Below are 26,401 nucleotides of genomic sequence, written 5' to 3'. Positions count from 1 at the left end.
TTCCCATGCATGACCAAATCATCTGAACAGTGCGAATCGATAAAGCTATTCATAACCCTCACTCCTATCGTGATCAAGCCAATAGGTGCAAAAAAATATGACATGTTGTTGGCTTAAGGTGTTTATTACATCCGTCAATAGTATTTTGGCGGTACAATGACTCATAATAACTTTTTTGCAGAAGCCTTTCGATAATGTTCGTAATAATGAAAGCGAAACCTCGCTTTTTATCATGGATGCATGGCAACAATTTTTGCTCAGCCATTGCCTTTGGCAAGTGCGGCCGATGTCAATTATGCCAATATCCGTTACATGAATCGCGATAAAGTCACATCGCTGGACGGTTCTCTTAGTTCAGTTCTTCGCGAATCTCCAGGAGATTGTTTTAAAATGCTGATAACTAAAAGTTAAGGAACCTCTGATTAATTCAGGTTTTTAAGAAAATCAATGCACAAGTCGTTGATTTAATTGCCTCTGAAATTCATGTTGACGAATTAATCAGAGGTATCTTAATATTCTCTATTAAGCAGTAAGGTTCTGTATTTTTTTATAAATAAATTTTTATCAAAAAAAACTTTCGAATAATTATAACAATTATTTGATATATTTTCAGGAAGTGCATGATCGCCAAACAATTTCAGCAAAATGCTTACAAAGTCATCAACTATCTTGTCTTCATTACTGTGATTTTTAACTAAAAATCCATTATATCCATCGGTTATAAATTCACTTATTCCACCTACGTTTGTGGAAATTGGTATAGCGCCGTGAGACATCGATTCCATCAGCGCTAATGGGGAGCCCTCTCTATATGATGTTATTAATACAGCGTCTATGTTGTTATAAGCTTCGGTTATCGTTTCATTATTCAATATTTTGCCTAAGAAAATACAGTTCTCTCTATCTTCCTCTAGAACCCATTCATCGCAACAGCCTATAACTAAAACCTCATAATCATACGATTTTAAAGCCGAAGCAATTTTTCCAATCAAATAAATGCGTTTTTCTTCGGAGCCTCTGCCGATATAAGCTATGCGTATTATTTTATTATTTATTGGGCGTGTATTTATTTGATATGGAATGTCTACATAATTTCGTATTGTAATAATTCTTTCATAAAACTTTTGATTCAAGCCAAGTTTTTCGTATAATTTATAAAGTTTTGTTTTTGTATCTTCATTAATTACTACACGTTTATCTAACAATTTTACATACGGGATACTGTATCCTTCGTAGCCTGGTCTATCCTCATCGCAAAAAGCATGTATCAAGTCTACTTTATAAACACTTTTTGATAAAAATGGCAAAATAAGATAGAAAAATTTTGTGTTTGCGCCAAAGACAATTGATTTGCCACCTATGCTAGCAACTATTTTTCCCAAATAAAAATATTTACTTAGCCCAGTCTTGGACAATTTGTCAGACAAATCATAAACATTTCCAGCTATTTTAAAATCATCCAAATACCGTAAGTCATTTGATAAGCACGTAAAATATATTTGAGGATTGTAATCTGAAACAGACGAAACAATTTGCAAATGCACTTTCTCTCCCCCTCCTACATGATAGAATGGAAAAAAGAAGTGTATGCCATTTTTTTTGCCCTTATTCTTTATTTTAAAAAAAATAGCGCTTAATAAAATGGTGGAATGAATAACTAATTTTAGCAGCATTTTACTTTCTTAATCACTAAGATAAAGTGGTTTAAAATAGCATAAAAAAATATCTATGCATTGTTAATGCCGTTAATTAAAGGGATTGATTATGTTTTGTATTGCCTATTTTTAATTATATTCTTTTTGGTATTGTTTTTAAAATATCGCCAAAACATTCTCGCAGCCATATATAATTTCTGTAATGAAAGATGTGTTGAGCCTGTTTTTAGAAAACTTATAGCTACTCTAGGGTCTTCAAATGAGGTTTTTAAACAAACTTCTATCCATCTCAGTTCTAGTTCCTTTCTGAAAATATGAGATAAGTATAATTGCGTTTTATTGTTTGCACTTTCAAGTTGGCGTAGCCAGTCGGCATATTGCTCTACGGGAGTGAATTCTTTCGTATGAAAAGCTTCTAAACAAGACAGATTTTCATGGCAAATAAACTCCTTCTCATTGGGAGATAATCCCAAAAAGGCAAGTTGGTTTTTGCGTATTTTCCTAGACAAGGCACGCTGAGTAGCAGCATATTCGGTACGATCATTATTTGGATGTATACGGTATTTTGTTAATACTTCAGGTATGTTTCTAAAGATTATTTCGTGACATCTCGATAATCTTATAAAGAAATCGTAGTCTTCAGCAGACTGTGTACGATAGCGACATCCTGTTTTCAGTACTATTTCTTTTCTAAACATTACTGTAGGATGCCATATGCAATTTTCAAATAAAAGTCTTGCACGTATTTCTTCATTTTCTTCTAGTGTTTTTATTATGCTCCCATTTTTCTCATATATTTCCATATACCCTCCACAGACAGCTATCTCATGGTGGGTTGTCATGTACTCTATTTGTTTTTGAAGTCGATTTGGAAACGCATAATCATCGGCATCCATAATCGCTATAAAACTCCCTCGCGCAAGGTGAAGTCCCTTGTTACGTGCTTTGGCAGCACCTAGGTTTCTCTTGTTTCGTAAGATGCTGATTCGACCATCTTTTTTGGACAAATAAAATAAAATTTCTTGAGTGGCATCTATAGAGGCGTCATCAATAATAATAAGCTCAAAATTAAAATATGATTGATTCAATATTGAATCAACAGCTTCTTCTAAGTATTTTTCGCCGTTGTATACTGCCATGATTACGCTAATCTCAGGTGTTATTTTCATAACCTTATCCAAGTCTCTGGATATATATCCCTCGTGTCAATATTTAAGTCAGAAAACCATAGCCGAGGCGCGCAAACGATGCCTTCCTGTCTGGATAACCAAGCTCCCCACCATGAAAAGCTAGAATTTGCAACAATATGATGGCGACAAAGTGACATCAAATGCATGTCGTGATAAGGTGCTTTAATATGTTCTGGGACATCAACAATGGTAGTTGCATGACCATGTGGGTCGAAGTTATCCTTCACCCAGGAAGGATCATCGCTAAATATATATAGGTTTAATTTATTACTTTTTTCTTTTATATAATTAATAGAATCCTTGTAGTACGATGGAGGACAACATCCACCATGAAGTGTTATAGCGGCAGGTTTGTTAATATAATCACCTCGGCGCACATGCACGGCCACTGAATTTTTGCTACTTTTAATTTTTTTATATAACTCATGCGACTGATTGCTTTGAAACGAAGGAAACATAAAATCATAACGGATCACATTAGCGATATTCTTGAAATATCTTTCGCTTTGCCAATATCCTAATAAAAAAATCCTACCTGATAGTTTTTCGAATCCAGCCCAATAATGGAAATGAGGCTCATGCACAACTACAATTGAAGAGTCCAAGATCTGTCTTGACAAAAATGTTGTAGCTCGTCGCAATATACTCGGCTTTGAGCAAAATTCTTGTTTGGCGAATTCCTGAGTTGATATATTAAATGCATTTAGTCCAAAGTTACGTGGTGTGCAGTCTCCCATGCATCTAAACCACGATAAATCTATTTCATACTCTGCATCTAAACGTAAAGCTAGTGCTTTTCCTGCGGCATATTGGAACATCTGATTACCTAGTCCACCCATGAGTTGGGCTACGACCAATCTGTTAAATATAGCCATCTGTTTTGATGAAAAAGTTCAAAAATGGTGTTCTCGTTACATTGCATGATCAAGGTAATCAGTTGGCTTTATGAACATAAAACACCCGCAACCGTAATTTTGTGCATCAGCGGTTCTAAAATTTGAAGGGGATTCAAAATTGCCGTCATCTTTAATCAAGGAGAAATCCACTAATTTTAATGTATTGAAATAGTTTAGGATTTGTCGAACGGTATAAATCCTATGGGCGTTGTATTGAATTCGAGCTACGCCCCCAATTGGAACAACAAAAAGAAGATACCCTCCTGGCATGAGCACTCGTTGGAGTTCATGCATAGCAATTATGTCTCCCTTTGGGTCAAAAGGGTCACCGTAACGCTCTAGCCCTATATGTTCGGCGACATGCATGCAGGAAAGTGATTCGATTGAATTGTCTGGAAACGGAAGTGCAGTGATATCCGCATAACCAGATTCCAGTCCTAACAAACCTGTCTTAACAGGACGATAATCGAAAAACTTAATTGGTATAAATGCTGAAATCAGCGTTACAAAACGAAAACAGGAGCCAATATCTACATGTTCGTTAGGAAGCAATCGAGATAGAATTCGTGCAGCCCAAGCAGTGTGATAAACATAATGGGGGTCGAATGTTGTTGTTTTTGTTATATCTTCAAGGCACGCGTATCGATCTTTCCACTCGCACTTAAATCTTCCATCCATCAATAACTTTTTTCGGTGTTTAAAACGTATCGTGTATTTTCCAAAGGCAATAATAAATCTCGTTTTTTTTATGATTAATTTAAGCAAAGTTAGTATCATTAATTGATGCGCTCATATCGGCATGCGTAAACCAAGGTAATACAGGAGCGAGAATTCCCGGTCGACATACTTGCCATAAGGGTGACTCACTTAATCCTCCTTGAATACTAATATTTATAGACGGGCCTATACCTGGTGCTAGTATCCATTCTCTACAATGCAGACTGCTAATGTGTTCTAGTCGATAATTTCCTTCATTGAGAAGATGCATAGGTAAAGGCGTACATAATCGCATCCGTCCCAATTTCATTATTGGCCAAGCCGATTGTGCTTGATCTGTTTGATACGACCAATAAAGTAGCTGCCCTTCTTGTGTATAAATGGCGTAACCTAATGTCAAAGAGGGATCGGTAGTTCGAAGTTCAAGCTCCAATTCAATTACAGCTTGTTCATTATTAGCAATTGTCCCTGTGATCGGTGTGCCATCTTCTTTGCGGATAGAAAGGATGAGTGGTACAACCGGTAAAGTTGACAATTCTGGATTCGGGTTTATCCATTCCAATTGGTTTTGTTTATCTAAACCTAGATAAATAAGAGAGGCTCTTCGTACTTCGTTTGTATCTAAATCAAGCCTCCCTTCATCCAGAAATATTACCCGATCGCAAAGAGCTTGTATCGCGTTCATATTGTGACTAACAAAAAGCACTATTCTGCCATCTCTTTTGCTAACATCTTCCATCTTTCCTAGGCATTTTTTTTGGAATTCGGCATCTCCAACCGCCAATACTTCATCTACGATTAGAATTTCGGGCTCCAAATGTGCCGCTACGGCAAAAGCCAGCCGAACATGCATGCCGCTAGAATAATGTTTAACCGGCGTATCTATAAATTTCTCTACTTCGGCGAAATCAACTATTTCATCAAATTTCCTTTGGATCTCATATTTTCTCATCCCTAAAATTGCACCGTTAAGAAATATATTTTCTCTACCAGTTAATTCAGGATGAAAACCTGTACCAACTTCCAATAAACTTGCTACTCGGCCATTAATGATCACTTTGCCTGTTGTGGGGGCGGTAATGCGGCTAAGAATTTTAAGTAATGTCGATTTTCCCGCACCATTGCGGCCGATAATGCCAACCCTATCACCTTGTCGAATTTCAAAGTTAATATCTTTTAATGCCCAGAATTCTTCTGTTTCAATTTTTGGTAAAGCTTGAAATGGATGACGAAAACGATAGGCTAATTTTTTCGTGTTATGACTTAATTTATCTCGTAATGTGCTGTAACGAGCCTGACTGTCCTGACTAATATTGTATTTTTTGCCTAGATTTTCGACTTTAATGGCTGGCATGGCGATGATTATTTTGAAGCGGTCTTAGGTTAGAGGCTGTCGGCAAATTGACGCTCGGTATGCATAAAGTATCTATAACCCGTTAGAAATAAGGCCAGAGAAACTGCATTGGACAGTAGAAAACCATCCCAATAAAGATTGGCTTTATCGCCAATTACCATCCAGCGAAAGCCATCGATGACACCGACCATTGGGTTCAACGAATACCAAATCCTCCATTCATCTGGTACAACCTGGCTGCTAAATCCGACAGGTGATATATACAGACCTATCTGTACGATAAAAGGAATAACGTAACGAAAATCCCGGTATTTGACGTTTAGCGCCGAGATCAGATAACCTAACCCGAGCGCGGTGATGGCCGCCAATAATAGGAATAAAGGCATCAAAAAAATATAAATCGATGGCTGGAATCGATACCATGCCATCAGCGCCAGCAATAATATGAATGAAATTAGGAAATCTACGATGTTTACCAGCAACGGTGCGGTCGGCGCGATAATGCGCGGAAAATAGACTTTGCTGATCATCGCGGAGTTATTAACCACCGCATTCGCCGATTCGCTGAGGGTATTGGCAAAAAAGTACCAGGGCAGCATCGCGGTAAACACCATGATGGCATAAGGTGCTTCGCCTTCCGTTGGCAGTTTGGCGATTTTGCCGAAGATTACTGTGAACACCAGCATCGTCAATAACGGCCTAATGATCGCCCAAGCCGCGCCAATCGCGGTTTGTTTGTAGCGGACTTTAAAGTCGCGCCAAGCCAGAAAGTAGAGTAAATCCCGATATTCCCATAGTTCCCGGCCGGAGTCGCCTAGGGTTTTTGTTGGCGTGATGACGATTTGGGGACGGCCGGACATCGGTTGTTTGGGCAAGTTGGAAGTATAGGCAGCGAAAGTTTAGCGGAAAATCGCTGAGACGGGAGAAGCCACCCCGGCTCAGACCGGCATTTTCTCGACTGACGGACGGTTTTGGCGGCAATGACGCCTGATTCAGCGCCGCCGGCCCTTGACGGGCTGCGATTTTTCTTGGGTGTGTTTGGTGGCAAAACGCATTTTTGGCGACTGCGGCGCTGCGTCGCCCTTGGGCTGAAAATTTGGAATCAGTTGATGTTTGCCATTACCGATTAAATCCGCGCGTCCCATTTGTTTCAAAGCCTCCCTCAACAGCGGCCAATTTTTCGGGTCGTGGTAGCGTAGAAAGGCTTTGTGCAACTTGCGTTGCTTGTCGCCACGCGGAATCGCGATATCCGGCACATTGCGGCCGACTTTATGCAGCGTGTCCTTGCCCGAGTGGTACATCGCAGTCGCGATCGACATCGGTGACGGCAGGAAGGCTTGCACCTGATCGGCTCTAAAGCCATTTCGTTTCAACCACAGCGCCAGATTGAGCATGTCCTGGTCGGTGGTGCCGGGATGGGCGGCAATGAAGTATGGGATCAAATACTGTTCCTTGCCGGCTTCCTTGGAGTATTTGTCGAACATCGCCTTGAAACGGTCGTAACTGCCCATGCCGGGTTTCATCATCTTCGATAACGGGCCTTGTTCGGTGTGCTCGGGCGCGATTTTTAGATAGCCGCCGACGTGGTGAGTCACCAACTCTTTTACATAGGCCGGGGTTTCGACGGCGATGTCGTAACGCAGACCGGAAGCGATGAAGATTTTTTTGATGCCGGGCAGCGCGCGGGCGCGCCGGTACAGCTTAATTAATGGCGTCTGGTCGGTGTTCAAGTTGTGGCAGATGCCGGGATAAACGCAGGATGGCTTGCGGCAGGACTCCTCGATTTTCGGGTCCTTGCACGCCAGTCGCCACATGTTGGCGGTCGGGCCGCCCAGGTCGGAAATGTGGCCGGTGAAGTTGGGCGAGGTGTCGCGGATGGCTTCGATTTCGCGAATGATCGAATCTTCCGAACGGTTTTGGATGATGCGGCCTTCGTGCTCGGTAATCGAACAAAAGCTGCAGCCGCCGAAACAACCGCGCATGATTAGCACCGAGTGCTGAATCATCTCAAAGGCTGGGATGTTGGCTTTGCCGTAAGCATGATGCGGCAGGCGCGAGTAGGGCAGATCGAACACGCCGTCCATTTCCGGCGTGGTTAGCGGCAGCGGCGGCGGATTGATCCACACTTCCCGATTGCCATGACGCTGAATCAACGCGCGAGCGTTGCCGGGATTGGTTTCGCCGTGCATGACCCGCGAAGCATGGGCGTACAAAATCGGATCGTCCTTGACCGCGTCGTAATCGGGCAGGCGAATCACGGTTTGCGCGCGGTTTTTGTTGGCGATCGGTTTGAATTGGATGACTTGTTCACGATGCGTGGGAGGAGCGTCAGCTCCGCTCAAGCCATCAGTCGCGGCTAAAGCCCCTCTTACGGGTTTATCCTCGGCAGCACGGGCTCCCGGCCCGTTGTCGCACTCGGATCGTCCCTGATCCTCGCATGCCGGCATTTCCTGATACGGATTTTGGTGCACGATGACCGCGCCGGGTTTATCGAGGTCGGTTGAATCCTTTTCCAACCAGCCTTGCGGCACTTGCTTGACGAAGTGTACGGTGCCGCGGATGCCTTTCAGGTCGTGAATGCTCTCGCCCTTGGCCAGGCGGTGGGCGATCTCGACGATCTGCCGCTCGGCGTTGCCGTACACCAGCAAATCGGCCTTGGAATCGAGCAAGATCGACTTGCGCACCTTGTCCGACCAATAGTCGTAATGGGCGATGCGGCGCAAACTGGCCTCGATGCCGCCGATGATGATAGGCACGTTTTTATACGCTTCGCGGCAGCGGTGCGAATATACATTGACCGCGCGGTCCGGGCGTTTGCCGGCGGCGCCGTCGGCGGTGTAGGCGTCGTTGGAACGGATTTTCTTGTCCGAGGTATAGCGGTTGACCATCGAGTCCATGTTGCCGCCGGTGACACCGAAAAACAACTTGGGGGGGCCGAGCCTCCGAAAATCGTCGGCACTCTGCCAGTCCGGCTGAGAAATGATGCCGACCCGGAAACCTTGCGCCTCCAGCACCCGGCCGATCACCGCCATGCCGAAGCTGGGATGATCGACATAGGCGTCGCCGGTCACCAATATCACATCACAGGCATCCCAGCCCAAGGCGTCCATTTCGGCGCGGCTCATCGGCAATTCCGGCGCCGGGCCGAAGCGGTGAGCCCAGTATTTTTTGTAGCCGAACAGGTTGGGGGCGTTGTGTATCACGGTTTGATGATCCGGTTGAAAACGTTGGGATTGTGGCGTTTTAAGTCCAACAGATACGTCGGAAATTCGATTTGATAGCGTTGCTCCAGGTGCTTGGCTCGGTCTATCAAATTTTTTAGAGTGGGTTTCGCGGTTTGATCAGCGAAAGCAAAGCCGATCACGTTGCCGCGGCCGCGCACCGGCAAAAACAGCATCCGCCAGTTGAACACCCGGCCCAGATTCCAACTGACTTGTTGAAACATCGGCTTGTCGGTACCCCAAAGGTTGATGACCAACAGACCGTCGCGGGTCAGCAAGGTTCGGCAGGCGTCGAAAAAGGCTTCGCTACTGACCTCGGGGGCCATGCCGTCGTGGTCATAGGCGTCGATCATGATCAGATCGTGGCATTCGCCATGTTCGCGGGAATATTGTCTGACGTGTTGGGCGCCGCAACCGATTTTAATTTTCAAGCGGGCATCGAAGGGCAGGCTGAAATGGCTACGCGCCACTTTTAAAACGCTGCCGCGAAACTCGACCACCCGCACCCGGCAGTCGGCAAATTGATGGAGCAGAAACTTGGCGATCGTGCCCCCGCCCAAGCCGATCAGCAGGGTATCCCTGGGCGGCGGCTGAAACAGCAGGCCGGCCATCATCGCGCGGGCGTACAGGGAATGCAGGCGGTCGGGTTCGGCGATCAACATCGAACTTTGCCGGGCGTGCGAACCGAAATGCAGGGCTCGAACCCCATCGTTATCGACGACTTCGATGATGCCCTCGTCGTCGTGGCTTTGGTGGATAACCAGGCCGTCGTATTTGTACATGTAACGCGGAAACGTTGAAAATCCCCGGTATTTTCCTTGAAAAACCGATAATTGTCTTGCGAATTGTTGCGGGTGACGGAAAGGGCCGGGTGTGCCGACTGATCGCGACCCGAGTCTGGAACCGGACTTTGCGGTAAAAAAATCAGTAGCTGAAGTCAGTAGAAAGTCATTGTGGGAGTGCGACAACTTCGTCGCGCCGAAGGCGTTACTCTTGTCGAGGGCGTTTCATTGGAAGGAGGAACGCCCAAGACAACGCCACGAATATCGCGTTCCGATGCGAGTTTCTCGACTTTTCCCTAGTTTGTCTTAGGACAGGCCGGAGAAAGCCGCCGCCAGCGCCGACAACCGGGCTTGTCGAAAGCCGAGCGATCAACCAGCCCGGCGGGTAATTACGGGTGACTTGCTTAGTTCACCCGATAACCTTCTTCCATTAGCACTTGCCGGACTGCCGGCCGGGTCAGCATCAGGCGATAGTGATTCAGACAACGTTCCGGTAGCTCGATGGCGGTTTTATCGGCCCAGAAACAGGGGTAGAACAAGGCCGCGTCGGCTATGCTGAATTGACCCAGTGCGTAGCCTGCCGTCGGTAAACTGTCGTTCAATACCTCAAATCCGCGCCGGACGATCTCCAGGCCTTGCGCTTTGACCGCGTCGATGTCGGCGGATTGGCTGGCGAATTTTTCCGGCGTAAAAATCCGGGCAAAACCTGCGCCGTGCAGGGTGCCGACCGCGTGTGCCATCAGTTCTATCGCGCGGGCGTCGCCGTCGGCATCGCCCGGCAACAGGCCAGCCTTGGGGTAACGGCGTGCCAGCCAGTAAGCGATTGCGCTGAACTCGGTCAACGTCCCGCCGTCGTCGCGCACCAGCGTCGGAATCGTCCCCTTGGGGTTGATCGCTAGATATTCGGGTTTTAGTTGATCGCCGGCCAACAAATTGACCGGATAGACTTCGAAGACCAGTTCCAATTCTTCCAACAAAATGTGGATACCGGTCGAACACGAGCCGGGGGTCATGTAAAACTTCATGGTTTACTCCGTCGTTAAGGCGAGAAATCGGTTGTTGACGTTGACCGCAAACTCCCGCCATAACTGGGCGATATCGCGTTTCACCACCTCGAGATAATCCCGATCGGGTTTGTGTTCGTCGGGGAAGTTAGACAACGCGCAGGACGTGCGGTGTTTATCCACGACATAGGCGAGGAATGTCTCGATAAAGCCGTCGAACTCGGCCAGCACCAATTTGGTCAGCGCGGACATGCCCCTATCCAATGGCGTGGGGTCCGGGGCAAACGGCAACGTTTGTAGTACGTTTGCAGCCTGGTCGTAGACTTGCGCCAGCACCGCCAGCACATTGCGTTGAAAACAGCCGTCCCAACGTTGCCGCGATAAATCCGCCGCGAGCAGGCGGTCGTAACTGGATCGGGCGGCGCTTTTAATCTCGGCGGCCTGACGGGCAAAACGCGCCAGACTTTCGGTGTTTACGGGGTGTTCGGTCATCGTGACTCCGGAAGGGTTCAGGTTAATGCGGCGTAGACTCTTTCCGCCGCGACCAGCGCGCCTTCCAGATAGCCGCCGTGCTCGGCGGCGGTTTCGGTGCCGCCGAAATAAAGTTTGTCGGTCCAATGGTCGAGTTGCAACCAACGGTGGCCGTAATCGGGGTGGCCTATCGGCGGCAGCCGGTCCAGCGCGGTGGCGGTATAGGCCTCCATGCTCCAGTCTTGTATCGTCGATCGTAACGGCTCGGCCGCGTCCGGACCGTAGAGCTCGGACAAATGGTGAATCAGCAAGCCGGGCAAGTCCGCACGATAGCGGTCGCGAAATTCGGCCGGTATCCCAAAAAAGCCGAACAAGGCGCCGAATTCGCCGCGCGGGTCTTCGGCGTCGTAAATTTCCGACAAAATCGCGCCGGGGTAGGGCAACACCGCGTTGCCGGACCAGCCCTGTTGGCGCCAAAAGGCGCTCGGATAGGCCAATGCCGCCTTGGCGTGGCCGGCCATCCAGGTTGGGGTGGCCCGGCATGCTTCGAACAAGTCGGCCGACAGGGCCGGAACGAAGGCGATTCGTTCGGCCATCAAACGTGGCGGAACGGTCAAGACCGCGCGTTTGGCTCGGACAGTGTCGGTCCCGTTGACGGTCGAAAAGCTCAGTTCGACGTGATCGTCGCGGTCGACGATTCGCAATAACGCTTGATTCAGGCGGATATCGATATCGGCGAGCCTGGCTAGCAGCGCATCGATCAATGTGGCGCAGCCGCCCTGAATGCGCCAGGCATCGGCGTGGGTTTGCCGGTCGTGGTAGCCGACCGGCACGGTGTCCGCGCTGATTTTATAAAGACTTTGTCCGGCGTCGGCTTGGCGAAATAATGTCAATCCCAGTCGACGGCACAGCGCGGCAATGCGTGGTTGGCTACCGGGCCACAGCCAGGTCGGGCCCAAATCGACTGTTAAATTGTCCGCCAACGGCACCGACAATATGCGTCCGCCGCAGCGGTCGCGGGCTTCGAATACGCCGACCGCGCGGCCGTCGGCGGATAGCCGTTCGGCCAGCGCCAAGCCGGACAATCCGGCGCCGACGATCGCAACCTCCAACAGTTCAGACATCCAACGGAGTCCGGCAACGCAGGCTGTTGTCGGTCCAGGTCGGTAACGGCGGCGCTTCGGTCGAAGGTGTCGGCATGATCAGCTTACGCCGAAATATGTCCCAAACGCCGTCGAAGCGTTGTTGCACTCGTATGCTCCAGCCCCAAACGATCGGCAAATGCACTGGCGTCCAAATGAAATCATCCGGCCGGTCGGGCGCGGTGTTGGCTAGGAAGTACAGCGTGTATTGCTCCAGGACGCTGATAGACGCGACCGGTTGGCCGTCCAATTCGGCGTAAATTGGCTGGCGCACCGACTCGCTGAACTCGAAGCGGCTGGTTTCATCGGCGTTTTGAAAGCCGCACACCGGAATGACTGGCGAAGGCGCACCGGGATCGTCCAGATATAAAACCGGCCCGGCATTGGCGCTCGCGGTATTTAACAGGTTCAACGTGCCGCCGTCGGCGAAATGGGCGGTGCGGGCCGATTCGACTAGCTGCACCACGCCGAGCTGTGCGCCGTGGCCGCGGGTTTCCCACTCCACCGCAAACCTCGGGGTGATGTTCAACACCGGTAGTTGCTGAATCAGTTTGACCTCGAGTCCTTCCAGAGTAGCCGCGTGCAAGGTCAGGCGGCTGCGTCCGCCGCCGACGTGTGACGCGGCCAACTCCGTCGCGACGCCGACCGGCAGGCGGCCCTCGTCCCAGACGAAGCCGTGAGCAGCGCCTTGGTTCGGAACTATCGGCAGGATCTCGGCTCTGTCCAGGGATAAACGATAGCCGCCGATCAGGCCATCGATGCCGCCGGCAATGTTCGCGAAATTCGGATTGAGCGGGTAGCGCCGGCCGGGCGAAATCGCCGCCATCGGGTGGATACCGGCTTTCGGCGGTAGTTGGCGTCCAGGCAGCGGAAAAATGTGTTCGCTGGGGTCGGCTGTCGGCTGCGAATGGTTGGTCATGTACTCGGCCATACAAAATCGGGGCCAAGCGTCCCGCTTGTGGCGGCATTGCGGACTGAAAGCCGTAACTTGTTGACATGTGGGTAAAATCAGGGAAGGCTTACCGAGGCCGTAAGCCTAAGATATCCGAAGCGGCTTGTGTCGGAGAGACGACAAATCGACTAAGAATTTGTCACGCGCATGGTTTCGGCACTACGACCGCCGAGTTTTTCGGAAATTAGGCCGACGAATCCGGACGCCGAATGGCGCCGCGCGGCGACGAACTCGCGCCGGTCCGAAAGTCTGGTAGGCTGTCGACTTGATCGAGCACGGGATGCGGCGAAGAACCGATTTTTTCCGAGATAATAACCAATAACCGGGGGTGGTCATGACGGGTAAGCAAGTAATCGAAGCGCTGGCGAAATTGTGGTCGGCGGCTTGGGCGTGGTTGCAAGACCATTATCGGGCTTGGAAGCAGCAAGCGCCCGCCGCCGACGGCGATAAGCCTAGGTCGCCTCGCTGGTTTTGGTATGCCTTGGTCGGCGTGCTATTGCTGTCGATACTGGCCGGTGGCGAGCGTATCGAAGGCCGCGAAATTCCCTACAGCCAATTCTTGGCCTTGGTCAACGACAACAAAGTCGAAAAAGCCGTGGTGACGCAACGCTTTATCAACGGTACGCTGAAGACCGAAGACAAGGTTCTGGGCAAACAGTTTTTTACCGTGCCGCTGTGGGACGACTCCTTGGGAAAGCAACTTCAGGAACACCGGGTCGAATACGTGGTGCGTAGCGGCGACAATTGGCTGAGCAATCTGCTGTTTAACTGGGTGATACCGCTAGCGATTTTCGCCGGAATCTGGATGTGGCTGTTACCGAAAATGACCGGCGGGGCGGGGCGGTCGTTTCTGAACCTCGGCAACAAGGTCAGAATCCAACAAGAAGCGGTCAAAACCACCTTCGAAGACGTGGCCGGCGCCGAAAGCGCCAAACAGGAACTGAAGGAAACCATCGACTTTTTAAAGTCGCCGGAGAAATTGCAAAAACTGGGCGGCAGGATGCCGAAAGGGGTGTTGTTGGTCGGCGCGCCGGGTACCGGCAAGACGCTGTTGGCCAGGGCGGTGTCCGGCGAAGCAGGGGTGCCGTTTTTTAACATCAGCGCTTCGGAATTCATCGAGCTGTTCGTCGGTATCGGCGCGGCCAGGGTGCGGGATTTGTTCGAGCAGGCCCGCCAAAAAGCGCCTTGCATCATTTTTATCGACGAGCTCGATGCGATCGGCCGCAGTCGCGGTGGGCCGATGGCCATGCCCGGCAACGACGAACGCGAACAAACCCTGAACCAGTTATTGACCGAGATGGATGGCTTCGACGCGACTGCCGGCGTCGTGGTGATGGCCGCGACCAATCGGCCGGAGATCCTCGACAAGGCCTTATTGCGCGCCGGACGCTTCGATCGGCAAATCGTCGTCGATAAACCCGATTTGATCGACCGGGTGGCGATCTTGACGCTGCATTGCAAGGCGATGCGTTTGGCCGATGACGTGGATTTGCAGACCGTTGCCAAGCGCACGCCGGGTTTCGTCGGCGCGGACTTGTCGAATATCGCCAACGAAGCGGCCATTTTGGCTGCCCGCGGCGGCCGAGAAACCGTGACGATGGCCGATTTCGAGGCTGCTATCGATCGCGTGATGGCCGGTCCGGAAAAGAAAAATCGCATTTTGGGTCCCGACGAAAAACGCCGGGTGGCTTACCACGAGGCCGGGCACGCCCTGGTCGCGGAAAACTTGCCGACCGGCCAGCCGGTGCATAAAATTTCCATTATTCCGCGCGGGGTCTCGGCACTAGGCTTCACGTTGCAACTGCCGGTCGAGGAAAAATATCTGTCCACCGAAGCTGAGTTGAAAGATCAGTTGGCCATCCTATTGGCCGGCCGCGCCGCCGAGCAATCGGCGCTGGGTAGCGTTTCGACCGGGGCGCAAAACGACCTGGAGCGCGCCAGCGAAATCGCCCGTAACATGGTGTGCTACTTGGGCATGAGCAAAAAACTGGGACCGAGGATCTACGGCCAACGTCAGCAATTACAATTTCTGCCCGGCGATGTCGGCGAGCAGCGCAATTACAGCGAAGAGACCGCTCGCGCGGTCGACGCCGAAATCGGCGCATTGTTGGAGGAGGCCGAAAATCGGGCTGCGGGTGTGCTGGCCGGCCGGCGCGCTCAGCTGGACAGACTTGCCGACTTGCTGCAGGAAAAAGAGGTGATCCAGCGCGATGATATGTTGGCGGCGCTGGCCGGTATTTGAATTAGAGGATAGAGCGAGTGAGGCAATGACTGAAATCAATCCGGACGACGGCAGTAAACGGGCAAAAAATATCGCGGCGGTGCTGTATCTGATAGTACTGGTGTTTTTGGTGGGCGGTTCCTATCTCAACCAACCCGCGAGCGAAGGCGTGGAGAAATCCTCCTCGGCCGGCCGCTGATCGCTATCGCCGGCTCGCCGCTCAGTCCGCCGGTCGACATTTAGGCCGCTAGGCTACAGCTGCGGGCCATAAGCCTCGCCGCCGGCCTGTTGCATTTGGGCCGGCAATTGACATTGCCAGGCAACACCAGTACCTTAGCCGGCCTTGTTTAAAACCTCACCAGCACCAGATCAAGAGTCGTTAATGGAAGAATTTCATCGCATCAGCCGCCTACCGCCTTACGTCTTCAACATCGTCAACGAACTGAAAGCCAAAGCCCGAGCGGACGGCGAGGACATTATCGACTTCGGCATGGGCAATCCGGACCAACCGACCCCGCCGCACATCCTGAACAAAATGTTGGAAGTCGCCCAGCGCGACGATACTCACCGTTATTCGGTGTCCAAAGGGATTCCGCGCCTGCGCAAGGCGATTTGCGGTTGGTATAAAAGACGCTTCGACGTGGATTTGGATTTCAATACCGAAGCCATTGTCACGATAGGCTCCAAGGAGGGCTTGTCGCATCTGGCGCTAGCGACCTTGGGTCCCGGCGACGTGGTGTTGGTGCCGAATCCAGCCTATCCGATCCATCCTTATGGCGTCGTCATCGCCGGCGCCGACATTCGGCACGTGCCGCTGACGCCCGGTACCGATTTCTTCGAGGAATTGCACAAAGGCATCGCCGAATGCTGGCCTAAGCCTAAGATGCTGATCCTCAACTTTCCCGGCAATCCGACTTGCCAGTGCGTCGAGCTGGATTTTTTCGAGAAAGTCGTCGCGATTTGTAAGGAACACAATATCTGGATCGTTCACGATATTGCCTACGCCGACATCGTATTCGACGGCTACGTCGCACCGTCGATTCTGCAAGTGGAAGGCGCCAAGGACATCGCGGTCGAGTTTTTCTCGCTGTCTAAAAGTTACAACATGCCCGGCTGGCGGGTCGGCTTCATGTGCGGTAATCCGACCTTGGTCGCGGCATTGACCCGGATCAAATCTTATATGGATTACGGCACCTTCACGCCGATCCAGGTCGCGGCGATTACCGCGCTGGAAGGTCCGCAGGATTGCGTCGCGGAAATCCGCGATATGTATAAGGCGCGCCGAGACGTATTGTGCGACGGCCTGAACGCGATGGGTTGGCATGTGGAAAAACCCAAGGCGACGATGTTCGTCTGGGCCAAGATTCCGGACGCCTATCAAGGCATGGGATCGATCGAGTTCGCCAAGAAATTGATCATCGATGCCAAGGTGGCGGTATCGCCGGGCATCGGTTTCGGCCAACACGGCGACGATCATATCCGCTTCAGTTTGATCGAGAACGAACATCGCACCCGGCAGGCCTTGCGCAGCATCCGTAATATGCTGAAAAAAGACAACGTTGTATAATCGCCGCCATTTTGGACAAAGTTTAGGAGTCGGATTTGAAGCCGGTTAGAGTGGGTGTACTGGGGTTGGGGACCGTCGGCGGCGGTACCGTCAACGTCTTGAAACGCAACGCGGAAGAAATCGCGCGTCGTGCAGGCCGCGAAATCGTCGTGACCCGCGCCTCGGCGCGGGATCTGAACCGGGCGCGCATTTGCGACACTCAAGGCATCGCCCTCACCACCGACCCGTTCGAAATCGTCAACGATCCCGAGATAGACGTCGTCGTCGAATTGATAGGCGGGTACGACCTCGCCAAACAATTGGTTTTGACCGCGATTGCCAACGGTAAGCACGTGGTCACCGCCAACAAGGCCCTGATCGCGCTGCACGGCAACGAGGTATTCGCCGAAGCCGGCAAGAAAGGCGTGATGGTGTTGTTCGAAGCGGCGGTGGCCGGTGGCATTCCTATCATCAAAGCCATCCGCGAAGGCCTGGCCGGCAATCAAATTCAATGGTTGGCCGGCATCATTAACGGCACCGGCAATTTCATCCTGACCGAGATGCGCGACAAAGGTCGCGACTTCGCGGATGTATTGGCCGAAGCCCAAGCCTTGGGTTATGCCGAAGCCGATCCGACTTTCGACGTCGAAGGCATCGACGCCGGCCATAAATTGACGATCTTGGCGTCGATCGCGTTCGGCATACCGTTGCAGTTCGACAAAGTCTTCACCGAGGGGATTACCAAAATCACCCGCCTCGACGTGGAATACGCCGAGGCCTTGGGCTATCGAATCAAAAATCTGGGTATCGCCCGCAAGACCGAGTCCGGCATCGAATTGCGCGTGCATCCGACGCTGATCCCGAAGCGCCGCTTGATCGCCAACGTGGAGGGTGTCATGAATGCGGTATTGGTTTGCGGCGATGCGGTCGGGCCGACCTTGTATTACGGCGCCGGCGCCGGCGCGGAGCCGACCGCGTCGGCGGTGGTGGCGGATTTGGTGGATGTGGTGCGGGCGATGACCAGCGATCCGGAAAACCGAGTACCGCATCTGGCTTTTCAGGCCGACGCCATCGCCGATATTCCGGTCCTGTCCGCCGACGCGATTCGAACGGCGTACTACCTGCGCTTGACCGCGGAGGACAAGCCCGGCGTGCTAGCCGATGTGACCCGGATTCTAGCCAAATACAACATCAGCATTGAAGCCTTGATTCAAAAAGAGCCGCCGCAAGGCGAAACGTCGGTGGCTATCATCATGCTGACCCAGCAAACCTTGGAAAAAGAAATGAATGCGGCGATCGCCGACATCGAAGCGTTGACCGCGGTCAGCGGCAAAGTCGCGCGCATCCGCTTGGAAACCTTAGGATAATCAATGGCACAACACACACGCTACACCGGCTTGATAGAGCATTACCGCGATCGCCTGCCGGTCTCGGACACCACTCGGCTGATCAGCTTGGGCGAGGGCAACACTCCGCTGATTCAATTGCAAAACATCCCCCGCCTGATCGGCAAGGATGTCGATATTTACGTCAAGTTCGAAGGTCTGAATCCAACCGGCTCGTTCAAGGATCGCGGCATGACGATGGCGGTCACCAAAGCTGTCGAAGCCGGTAGCCAGGCCATCATCTGCGCCTCGACCGGCAATACCTCGGCCGCCGCCGCCGCTTACGCGGTGCGGGCCGGCATCAAAGCCTTCGTGTTGATTCCGGAGGGCAAGATCGCGTTGGGCAAATTGGCGCAGACCCTGATGTACGGCGCGCAAATCATCCAGATCAACGGTAATTTCGACGCCGGCATGGCCTTGGTCAAACAAGTCGCCGACCACGCGCCGGTTACCATTGTCAATTCGATCAACCCGTTTCGTTTGGAAGGCCAAAAGACCGCCGCGTTCGAGATTGTCGACGAACTGGGCCGGGCGCCGGACTTTCACTGTCTGCCGGTCGGCAACGCCGGCAACATCACCGCGTATTGGAAGGGTTACAGCGAATACGCCTCCGACAGCGCCGGCCACGCGGCCGTCATCGATAAGCGTCCGGTGATGTGCGGATATCAAGCCGCCGGCGCGGCGCCGTTCGTGGTCGGCAAAATGGTCGACAACCCGGAAACGGTCGCGACCGCGATTCGGATCGGCCACCCGCAATCCTGGGATTTGGCTTGGAACGTCCAAAAAGAATCCGGCGGCTGGTTTGCGTCGTTCGGCGACGAACAAATTCTGGCCGCGCAAAAGATGTTGTCGCAATTCGAAGGCATCTTCTGCGAGCCGGCCTCCGCCACCTCGCTGGCCGGCGCGCTGCACGATATTGGTAGCGGCAAGATTCCGGACGGCAGTACCATCGTCTGTACGCTGACCGGTAACGGCATCAAGGACCCCGATACCGCGATCGCTCAGTGTAAGGACACGCATCCGGTCACGATAGAAGCCACGCTGGATGCCGTAAAAAAAGCGATTCTGGACAACATGTGATCTCCGCCGCGAACTTGGCGAAGCCGGCTTAGCCGGCTTTTTTATTGGAAGACATGTACTTACAGGGCAGCAAGAAAGCGATCGTGCCGCGGCCGGTGCTGGTCAAGCACGGCCATTTCGACGGGATGGACCCGGTGTTGCAGCGCGTCTTCGCCAGTCGCGGCGTGCAGGGTAGCGACGAACTGGATCGCGGTTTGGCGCGTTTGCCGTCGCCGTGGTTGTTGTCCGGTATCAAGTCGATGGTCGAGCACTTGGTGAACGCGGTCGAGCAGCGCTTGGCGATTACGATCGTCGCGGATTTCGATGCCGACGGCGCAACCAGTTGCGCATTGGCGATCAAGGGTTTGGCGTTGATGGGCGCTCGCGGGGTGGATTTCGTCGTGCCCAATCGTTTCGAATTCGGTTACGGCTTGACGCCGGAAATCGTCGAACTGGTCAAACGCCGGAAGCCAGATTTGATCGTCACCGTCGATAACGGCATTTCCAGCATTGCCGGGGTGGCGGTGGCCAAGGCGGCCGGCATTAAAGTGTTGGTGACCGATCATCATTTGCCCGGCCAAGAATTACCGGATGCCGACGCCATCGTCAATCCCAATCTGCCCGACGACAAGTTTCCCAGTCGCCACATCGCCGGGGTCGGTGTGATGTTCTATGTGCTAATGGCCTTGCGGATTCGGCTGCGCGAGCGGCATTGGTTCGAGAAAAACGGCATCGCCGAGCCGAATCTGGCGCAATTGCTGGATTATGTCGCACTCGGTACGGTCGCCGACGTCGTTGCGCTGGATCAGGTCAACCGGATACTGGTGCACCAGGGTTTGTTGCGAATACGCTCGGGACAATGTCAGCCGGGCATCAAGGCGCTCGCGGAAGTGGCCGGCAAAACGCTGGCCGGCATCCACGCCGCCGATCTTGGCTTTGCGTTGGCGCCGCGCCTGAACGCGGCTGGCCGGATGGACGATATGAGTTTGGGCATTCAATGCCTGTTAACGGAAGACGCCGGTCTGGCCCGCGACATCGCCGAGCAGCTGCACGCCCTGAATCAGGATCGCCGCGACGTCGAAGGCCAGATGAAATCCGAAGCGATGGCCTTGCTGGCCGAGATGAAGGCGCTGGACGAAAAGCACGTCCCGGCCGGGGTTTGCTTGTACGACGCCAATTGGCATCAAGGCGTGGTCGGCATTCTGGCTTCACGGATCAAGGACAGGTTGCATCGGCCGGTGATCGCATTCGCGCCGGCCGACCACGGCGACATCAAGGGCTCGGCTCGCTCTATACCCGGCGTGCATATCCGCGACGTGTTGGCCGATGTCGCGGCCGCTCATCCGCAGGTGTTGGAAAAATTCGGCGGTCACGCGATGGCGGCCGGATTGACGATCAAATTGCACGATTACCCGCACTTTGCATTGGCGTTTGCCGACGCGGTCGAAGCGCGTCTGGATGCGGTGGATCTCGAGCAAAAAGTGTATAGCGACGGCGAACTGGATGAAGCGCATATGACGCTGGCCTTTGCCGAAACTTTGCAACAAGCTGCCGTTTGGGGGCAGGCTTTTCCGGAGCCGGTGTTTAACGGCGTGTTCGACGTCATCCAATGTCGCATTGTCGGGCAGCAGCACCTGAAGCTGGTGCTCAAATTACCGTTCGGCGGCCAATTGTTCGACGCCATCGCGTTTTTTGCCGATAGGCCGGAAAATTGGCTGGGTTGCCGCAAGGTGAATGCGGCCTTTAAACTGGATATCAACGAATTTCGCGGACAACGCAGTCTGCAATTGCTGGTGCATTATTTGGAGAAATGGGAATGAGCTCGGCCGGTTTCGAGCACTGGTTGGACAGCGTACACCGATGGCGCTGGCCGTTGCTGCTGGCGATTCTCGCGCTACGGATCGGCTTCTTGGCGTTCAACGGCCTGGATCTGATCGGCGACGAGAGTTATTACTGGGACTGGTCGCGGCGACCGGACTGGTGCTATTACAGCAAACCGCCGATGGTAGCCTGGCTGATAGGCGCTTCCACCTGGTCGTTCGGCGATACCGCTTGGGCGGTAAGGCTGCCGGCGGTGTTGCTCGGCACCGGTTTTCTTTACTATCTGCACGCCACGGCCAGGGCGTTTTACGGCACGCGGGCGGCGGCGCTGACGCTGTTGCTGGTATTGGCGACGCCGAACAATGTGCTGGCCAATTTTCTGATGACCATCGATCCGCCGTTATATTGTTTTTGGATCGCCGCAGTTTATTATCTGCGCCGCGCCGTGTTCGACGGTCACCAGCGGGCTTGGCTGTGGGCGGGATGCGCGACCGCCTTGGCCTTGCTGAGCAAGCAGGCCGCATTGTTGCAGCCGTTGGCGTTGGCGGTGTTTCTGAGTGCGAGCGCGGCGCGCCGCCGCCATTTTCGCGGTGACTTTTGGCGCTATCTGGCGCCGGTCGTTTTGGCTGCGGTGCCTATTCTGGTCTGGAACGACCAGCATGATTGGGTCATGTTCGGTCATAGCAAGAGTCATTTCGGCAACGAGGGTGAATTCGATGCTTGGCGACGCCTGCGCGATGTTCGGGATTTCTGGTTTTACCAACTGTTGCTGTTGAATCCGCTGATGTTTGTTTTGACGTTGGCGACCGCGCTACGCGGGTTGTCAGGATTTCGGCAATGGGATGACGAGCGGCGCTTTCTATGGCTGATGGGGCCGGCCTGGTTGTTGTTGATCTTGGCGCTGAGTTTCGGCCAAAAAGTCCAGGGCAACTGGCCGATGCCGTTTTATTTCACTGGCTTGATTCTAGTGGCCGGCGCCGCGCCGGCTCCCGGCCGCTGGTTGAAAGCCGGCTTGGCGGTCGGCTTGGCGATGGTCTTGCTGACCTATGCGTTACCGGCGGTTTTACAAGCCTTGAATTTGCAAAACTCCAAACTCGATCCGACGAAACGTTTCAAGCAATGGCGGGTGTTGGCGGAGCGTATCGACACGTATCGGACCGAATCCGGCTCGGACCGGCCGGTCCTCGTCACGGTCGGACACCGCTTTTTGGCCAGTCAGCTGGCGTTTTATTTGCCGGACCATCCTCGCGTCTACCGCTACGAAGCCAGCGGCGGCGTGACCTCGCAGTACGAAGTCTGGCCCGGTCCGAACGAACGCTTGGGCCAGCCGGCGTTTCTGGTCGCCGACATTCAAGCCGCGCGCTTCGACAAGCGCTGGTCGGACAGCCTGGAAGGCCTGACTTTGCTGGGCGAAGTCGCCGATCCGGCCAAGCCGTCGACAAAATACTATGTTTATCGGGCCGAGAAGTTGAAGGCTTGGCCAGCGCCGCTAACACTGCATCAGGAAGGTCATGCCTCACCGTAAACTCGCCCGCGCCCGATTGGAATTGGCCATTTGGTTTCTGCTCGCGACCACGACGACCTTGGTTTTCTGGTTGACCGATCTGGATTTGACGATCGCCGGTTGGTTTTATCGGCCCGACGACCCGGAACAAGCTTGGCCTTATCGGCATTGGTGGTTGGTTAAGCCGCTCTACGACTACGCGTTTCCGTTTACAGTATGGTCGGGTGTCGCGGCGCTGGCGGTATATATCTCCAGCCATTTTCACCACTTCACTCGCCGCTTCCGGCGGCGGGCGCTTTACATTCTGTTGGTGATCGCGGTAGGACCGGGCGTGGTCGTCAATTTGATTGTCAAGGATCATTGGGGGCGGCCGCGGCCGGTGCACGTAACCGAGTTCGGCGGCGAGCATCGCTATATTCCGCCCGGCAAGATCGGCGGAACGCCGGACAAGTCTTTCGTCTGCGGTCATTGTTCGGTCGGCTACAGTTTTTTCGTACTGTATTTTCTGTCGCAAAATCACAAGGTAGTTTATCTGCTATTGACCTTGGCGCTGGGTTGGACCTTGGGGTTCACCCGGATGACCGCGGGCGGCCATTTTTTATCGGACATTCTTTGGTCCGGGTATCTGGTGTTTTTGGTGGCGTTCGCGCTGTATTACGGCTGGTTTCTCGAGATTAAATGGTTTCGCCGCCGCGACGGTTAAAATCGGTAAGCGCACTGGGCTTTAGCGCTTGGCTTGATATAATGCCGACTGTTTTTGATTAATTCCTGACGAGAGATTTGCATGATTCAAGGTAGTATCGTTGCTCTGGTAACCCCGATGACGGATGACGGCGCAGTGGATTTCGCCGCTCTGAAGCGCTTGGTGGAGTTTCATATCGAGCAAGGTACCGACGCTTTGGTCGCGGTCGGCACGACCGGCGAATCGGCGACGCTGGACGAAGACGAGCATTGCCGAGTCATCCAGGCAAGCGTCGAATATGTCGCCGGCCGGATACCGGTGATCGCCGGCACCGGCGCCAATTGCACCCGCGAAGCGATCGCGCTGACTCGGCGGGCCAAGGCGGCCGGAGCGGATGCCTGTTTGCTGGTGACGCCTTATTACAATAAACCGACTCAACAAGGCTTGTATCTGCATTACAAAGCCGTCGCGGAAGCGGTCGACATCCCGCAGATCCTTTACAACGTCCCAGGCCGTACCGGTTGCGATTTGTTGCCGGAAACCGTCGGCCGTTTGGCGCAAGTCGAAAACATTGTCGGCGTTAAAGAGGCGACCGGCAAATTGGAAAGAGTCCGGCAAATCCGGGATCTCACCGGTGCCGAGTTTGCGATTTACACCGGCGACGACGCCACCAGTCTGGAATTCTGTCTATTGGGCGGCAACGGCAGCATCACCGTGACCGGCAACGTCGCGCCACGCCTGGTTCACGACATGTTGACGGCCGCGATGCGCGGCGACCGGGCGGCGGCCGAAGCGATAGACGCCAAATTGCAAGGATTGCATGCCAAGCTGTTCATTCAGTCCAATCCGATTCCGGTGAAATGGGCCGTCGCCGAAATGGGCCTGATCGGTACCGGTATTCGTTTGCCGTTGACTTGGCTGACCGAGGATTGTTACGACCCGGTAAGAGCCGCGATGCGGCAGGCGGGTGCGCTTTAACATGCGCGCCATTCGGTTAGGTCGCTGGCTATTGCTGGCGGGTGTGCTGAGCGCGGTCGGCGGTTGCGGTTACGTCAAAAGCCTGTTTCCCGATAAAGAGCGGGATTACCAGTTTACGACAGAGATCCCCGAATTAGTCGTGCCGGACGATTTGAAAAACAAAACCTTTCCGACCCGCGCGCCCGCGTCGCCCAGGACCGACTCCCCGGCGCGGGTCGCCGCGACAGCTCCGGCACCGATCGAAAGCGAGGGTGCAGAGGCAACTTCGGCCGCGGCCGAGGAACGCTCGTCGCCCATGCCAAGCGAGCCGGTCGAGAAGCCGGAAGTCGCCAAGGCTCAAGTAGCGCCGGCGCCAAGCCGCTCCCAGGCCGAACCCGCCGTAGGAGGCGCGCCGCGCCAATCCAGCGACGGCGTCAGCAGTCTGGAAATCGATCAATCGATTATCCAAGCTTGGTGGTTGGTCAGCAAATCGCTGAGCCGCCAGAAGTTGGAGATCGTCGAACGTAACATGGACAAAGGCTATTTCTTTGTCAAATACGATCCGAATGCGATCAAACCCGAAGACGGCTCTATTCTGGACGAGTTTAATTTCATGTTCGGCGACGATCCCAGCCAGGAACTCGAGTACCGGATCAGCTTGCAGGCCTTGTCGGCCGATGCCACCGAAGTGACGGTGCAAGACAGCGAAGGTCGAAGTTTGTCCAATACCGCCGCGACTTCGTTATTGCGCTTGATCACCGACGGTATCAAGCAGGACTTGCCGGCGGATGGCGAGCCGGCCGCGCAACCCTGACGGGTTCGCCCCGCGCCGCCCGCGCGCCTGAATTCACCGTATCCAAACAGCCTCGCGGCCGACGCCGCACCTAATATCGAGTACATGCCCATGTTGACCCTACCCGGTAGCTCCGCACTGTCCCGTTTTCGAATCGAAAAACTACTCAGCGTCTTGCAAGTTCAGCAGCCTCAAGTGACCGCCGTAGCGGCCCGTTATCTGCACTTCGTGCAATTAGCGGCCGATCTGGATACTGACCAACGGGCGATGCTGGAACGCTTGTTGGATTATGGCGATCGTCATGAGGCTTGGCCGGCCGAGCCGATGAATCGGGTTTGCGTCGTACCCAGGCTGGGAACTATTTCGCCATGGTCCAGCAAAGCCTCGGAGATCGCCGAACGCTGCGGATTGACCTCGGTCAAGCGGATTGAGCGCGGTATCGAATACGCGTTCACCACTAGCTCACCGTTTGACGAATCGGACATAGCCGCGTTGACGGCCGCGCTGCACGACAGGATGACCCAGCAAGTCGTCACGAATCTTGCCGAACTGACTCTGTTTGCCGAACACGAACCCAAACCGCTGCAAACCGTGGCGATAATCGAACGCGGCCGTGCCGCGCTGGAGCAAGCCAACGTCGAATTGGGTCTGGCATTGTCGGCCGACGAAATCGATTATCTGACCGACAGTTTCACAAAGCTTGGCCGCAATCCGACCGACGTGGAACTGATGATGTTTGCCCAGGCGAACTCCGAGCACTGCCGCCACAAAATTTTCAACGCCAGCTGGACGATAGACGGCGAAGAACAGGCCAAATCGCTGTTCGCGATGATCCGCAACACCCACAATCTGCATCCGCAAGGCGTACTGTCGGCTTACAAGGATAATGCCTCGGTGCTGGAAGGACCTAGCGCGCAAGTGTTTATTCGCGACGCGCACAGCCATCGTTACGGCTATGTCGAGGAAGCCGCGCATATTTTGATGAAGGTCGAGACCCATAACCACCCGACCGCGATTTCGCCGCACCCCGGCGCCGCGACCGGTTCAGG

At 53.3% G+C, this 26,401-nt stretch carries 22 protein-coding genes and 1 pseudogene; 11 read left to right on the top strand and 12 right to left on the bottom strand.

The window, feature by feature from the left end; genetic code table 11:
- Nucleotides 1-509 precede the first annotated feature (509 nt).
- The 12 genes from A1355_RS15335 to A1355_RS15290 all read right to left on the bottom strand — a co-directional run bounded on the left by A1355_RS15335 (nt 510) and on the right by A1355_RS15290 (nt 13,363).
- Nucleotides 510-1,673, bottom strand: coding sequence for a glycosyltransferase family 4 protein (locus A1355_RS15335; RefSeq protein WP_064029702.1), 1,164 nt, complete (start codon nt 1,671-1,673; stop codon nt 510-512).
- Nucleotides 1,674-1,762: 89 nt separating this feature from the next.
- The gene (locus A1355_RS15330; protein WP_082885571.1) at nt 1,763-2,824 is read right to left on the bottom strand and encodes a glycosyltransferase family 2 protein; all 1,062 of its coding nucleotides are present in this window, start codon (nt 2,822-2,824) and stop codon (nt 1,763-1,765) included.
- Complete coding sequence (locus A1355_RS24675; protein ID WP_082885570.1) at nt 2,821-3,720, bottom strand: alpha-1,2-fucosyltransferase; 900 nt, start codon at nt 3,718-3,720, stop codon at nt 2,821-2,823. Before A1355_RS24675 ends, A1355_RS15330 begins: the two co-directional genes overlap by 4 nt.
- A gap of 36 nt (nt 3,721-3,756) precedes the next feature.
- Nucleotides 3,757-4,506, bottom strand: a complete 750-nt coding sequence (locus A1355_RS15325; protein WP_197471821.1) for a DUF268 domain-containing protein — start codon at nt 4,504-4,506, stop codon at nt 3,757-3,759.
- Nucleotides 4,499-5,812 (bottom strand): polysaccharide ABC transporter ATP-binding protein, encoded by a 1,314-nt coding sequence (locus A1355_RS24670; RefSeq protein WP_082885569.1) that lies wholly within the window; start codon nt 5,810-5,812, stop codon nt 4,499-4,501. The genes A1355_RS15325 and A1355_RS24670 overlap by 8 nt, the downstream gene beginning before the upstream one ends.
- A gap of 29 nt (nt 5,813-5,841) precedes the next feature.
- Entirely contained in the window at nt 5,842-6,672 is an 831-nt protein-coding gene (locus tag A1355_RS15320; protein ID WP_064029812.1) for an ABC transporter permease, read from the bottom strand.
- 132 nt (nt 6,673-6,804) lie between these two features.
- Complete coding sequence (locus A1355_RS15315) at nt 6,805-9,015, bottom strand: YgiQ family radical SAM protein (protein WP_064029697.1); 2,211 nt, start codon at nt 9,013-9,015, stop codon at nt 6,805-6,807.
- A complete protein-coding gene (locus A1355_RS15310; RefSeq protein ID WP_064029695.1) occupies nt 9,012-9,815 on the bottom strand; it encodes a spermine synthase in 804 nt (267 codons plus the stop codon). Before A1355_RS15310 ends, A1355_RS15315 begins: the two co-directional genes overlap by 4 nt.
- 404 nt (nt 9,816-10,219) lie before the next feature.
- A complete protein-coding gene (locus A1355_RS15305) occupies nt 10,220-10,840 on the bottom strand; it encodes a glutathione S-transferase family protein (protein WP_064029694.1) in 621 nt (206 codons plus the stop codon).
- Between the two features lie 3 nt (nt 10,841-10,843).
- Entirely contained in the window at nt 10,844-11,311 is a 468-nt protein-coding gene (locus A1355_RS15300) for a hypothetical protein (protein ID WP_064029692.1), read from the bottom strand.
- Nucleotides 11,312-11,328: 17 nt separating this feature from the next.
- Complete coding sequence (locus A1355_RS15295) at nt 11,329-12,414, bottom strand: flavin monoamine oxidase family protein (RefSeq protein WP_064029690.1); 1,086 nt, start codon at nt 12,412-12,414, stop codon at nt 11,329-11,331.
- Nucleotides 12,407-13,363, bottom strand: coding sequence for a hypothetical protein (locus tag A1355_RS15290; protein ID WP_231883685.1), 957 nt, complete (start codon nt 13,361-13,363; stop codon nt 12,407-12,409). Before A1355_RS15290 ends, A1355_RS15295 begins: the two co-directional genes overlap by 8 nt.
- Before the next feature lie 355 nt (nt 13,364-13,718).
- On the opposite strand from A1355_RS15290, the gene ftsH reads away from it, so the two are divergent.
- From ftsH to A1355_RS15240, 11 genes and pseudogenes are all read left to right on the top strand, one after another.
- A complete protein-coding gene (gene ftsH / locus A1355_RS15285; protein WP_064029688.1) occupies nt 13,719-15,626 on the top strand; it encodes an ATP-dependent zinc metalloprotease FtsH in 1,908 nt (635 codons plus the stop codon).
- Between the two features lie 25 nt (nt 15,627-15,651).
- A complete protein-coding gene (locus A1355_RS25755; protein WP_197471820.1) occupies nt 15,652-15,804 on the top strand; it encodes a hypothetical protein in 153 nt (50 codons plus the stop codon).
- 183 nt (nt 15,805-15,987) lie between these two features.
- Nucleotides 15,988-17,172: an alanine transaminase gene (alaC, locus tag A1355_RS15280; protein WP_064029686.1), complete on the top strand. Its 1,185-nt coding sequence runs from the start codon at nt 15,988-15,990 to the stop codon at nt 17,170-17,172.
- 35 nt (nt 17,173-17,207) lie between these two features.
- Nucleotides 17,208-18,518: a homoserine dehydrogenase gene (locus A1355_RS15275; RefSeq protein WP_064029685.1), complete on the top strand. Its 1,311-nt coding sequence runs from the start codon at nt 17,208-17,210 to the stop codon at nt 18,516-18,518.
- A 3-nt stretch (nt 18,519-18,521) separates the two neighbouring features.
- Entirely contained in the window at nt 18,522-19,616 is a 1,095-nt protein-coding gene (gene thrC, locus A1355_RS15270) for a threonine synthase (RefSeq protein ID WP_064029682.1), read from the top strand.
- Between the two features lie 53 nt (nt 19,617-19,669).
- Complete coding sequence (gene recJ, locus A1355_RS15265) at nt 19,670-21,415, top strand: single-stranded-DNA-specific exonuclease RecJ (RefSeq protein ID WP_082885568.1); 1,746 nt, start codon at nt 19,670-19,672, stop codon at nt 21,413-21,415.
- A complete protein-coding gene (locus A1355_RS15260; RefSeq protein ID WP_064029680.1) occupies nt 21,412-22,941 on the top strand; it encodes an ArnT family glycosyltransferase in 1,530 nt (509 codons plus the stop codon). The genes recJ and A1355_RS15260 overlap by 4 nt, the downstream gene beginning before the upstream one ends.
- Nucleotides 22,928-23,623: a phosphatase PAP2 family protein gene (locus tag A1355_RS15255; RefSeq protein WP_064029678.1), complete on the top strand. Its 696-nt coding sequence runs from the start codon at nt 22,928-22,930 to the stop codon at nt 23,621-23,623. The genes A1355_RS15260 and A1355_RS15255 overlap by 14 nt, the downstream gene beginning before the upstream one ends.
- 81 nt (nt 23,624-23,704) lie before the next feature.
- Nucleotides 23,705-24,580 carry a 4-hydroxy-tetrahydrodipicolinate synthase gene (dapA, locus tag A1355_RS15250; RefSeq protein ID WP_064029676.1) on the top strand — a complete coding sequence of 292 codons (876 nt, stop codon included), beginning with the start codon at nt 23,705-23,707 and terminating at the stop codon, nt 24,578-24,580.
- A gap of 1 nt (nt 24,581) precedes the next feature.
- Entirely contained in the window at nt 24,582-25,373 is a 792-nt protein-coding gene (gene bamC / locus A1355_RS15245) for an outer membrane protein assembly factor BamC (RefSeq protein ID WP_064029674.1), read from the top strand.
- Between the two features lie 90 nt (nt 25,374-25,463).
- Nucleotides 25,464-26,401, top strand: a pseudogene (locus tag A1355_RS15240) (phosphoribosylformylglycinamidine synthase); the annotation flags it as partial.

Source organism: Methylomonas koyamae (assembly GCF_001644025.1).
Classification (GTDB): Bacteria; Pseudomonadota; Gammaproteobacteria; order Methylococcales; family Methylomonadaceae; genus Methylomonas; species Methylomonas koyamae_A.
Note: the sequence above shows the minus strand (reverse complement) of the source record. Positions and strands in the feature narration are given on the sequence as shown.

What these genes read in the sequence shown, in the direction of transcription:
- A1355_RS15335 (WP_064029702.1), bottom strand. Translation starts at nt 1,673, where the DNA reads ATGCTGCTAAAATTAGTTATTCATTCCACCATTTTATTAAGCGCTATT.
- A1355_RS15330 (WP_082885571.1), bottom strand. Translation starts at nt 2,824, where the DNA reads ATGAAAATAACACCTGAGATTAGCGTAATCATGGCAGTATACAACGGC.
- A1355_RS24675 (WP_082885570.1), bottom strand. Translation starts at nt 3,720, where the DNA reads ATGGCTATATTTAACAGATTGGTCGTAGCCCAACTCATGGGTGGACTA.
- A1355_RS24670 (WP_082885569.1), bottom strand. Translation starts at nt 5,812, where the DNA reads ATGCCAGCCATTAAAGTCGAAAATCTAGGCAAAAAATACAATATTAGT.
- A1355_RS15320 (WP_064029812.1), bottom strand. Translation starts at nt 6,672, where the DNA reads ATGTCCGGCCGTCCCCAAATCGTCATCACGCCAACAAAAACCCTAGGC.
- A1355_RS15310 (WP_064029695.1), bottom strand. Translation starts at nt 9,815, where the DNA reads ATGTACAAATACGACGGCCTGGTTATCCACCAAAGCCACGACGACGAG.
- A1355_RS15305 (WP_064029694.1), bottom strand. Translation starts at nt 10,840, where the DNA reads ATGAAGTTTTACATGACCCCCGGCTCGTGTTCGACCGGTATCCACATT.
- A1355_RS15300 (WP_064029692.1), bottom strand. Translation starts at nt 11,311, where the DNA reads ATGACCGAACACCCCGTAAACACCGAAAGTCTGGCGCGTTTTGCCCGT.
- A1355_RS15295 (WP_064029690.1), bottom strand. Translation starts at nt 12,414, where the DNA reads ATGTCTGAACTGTTGGAGGTTGCGATCGTCGGCGCCGGATTGTCCGGC.
- A1355_RS15290 (WP_231883685.1), bottom strand. Translation starts at nt 13,363, where the DNA reads ATGGCCGAGTACATGACCAACCATTCGCAGCCGACAGCCGACCCCAGC.
- ftsH (WP_064029688.1), top strand. Translation starts at nt 13,719, where the DNA reads ATGACGGGTAAGCAAGTAATCGAAGCGCTGGCGAAATTGTGGTCGGCG.
- A1355_RS25755 (WP_197471820.1), top strand. Translation starts at nt 15,652, where the DNA reads ATGACTGAAATCAATCCGGACGACGGCAGTAAACGGGCAAAAAATATC.
- alaC (WP_064029686.1), top strand. Translation starts at nt 15,988, where the DNA reads ATGGAAGAATTTCATCGCATCAGCCGCCTACCGCCTTACGTCTTCAAC.
- thrC (WP_064029682.1), top strand. Translation starts at nt 18,522, where the DNA reads ATGGCACAACACACACGCTACACCGGCTTGATAGAGCATTACCGCGAT.
- recJ (WP_082885568.1), top strand. Translation starts at nt 19,670, where the DNA reads ATGTACTTACAGGGCAGCAAGAAAGCGATCGTGCCGCGGCCGGTGCTG.
- A1355_RS15260 (WP_064029680.1), top strand. Translation starts at nt 21,412, where the DNA reads ATGAGCTCGGCCGGTTTCGAGCACTGGTTGGACAGCGTACACCGATGG.
- A1355_RS15255 (WP_064029678.1), top strand. Translation starts at nt 22,928, where the DNA reads ATGCCTCACCGTAAACTCGCCCGCGCCCGATTGGAATTGGCCATTTGG.
- dapA (WP_064029676.1), top strand. Translation starts at nt 23,705, where the DNA reads ATGATTCAAGGTAGTATCGTTGCTCTGGTAACCCCGATGACGGATGAC.
- bamC (WP_064029674.1), top strand. Translation starts at nt 24,582, where the DNA reads ATGCGCGCCATTCGGTTAGGTCGCTGGCTATTGCTGGCGGGTGTGCTG.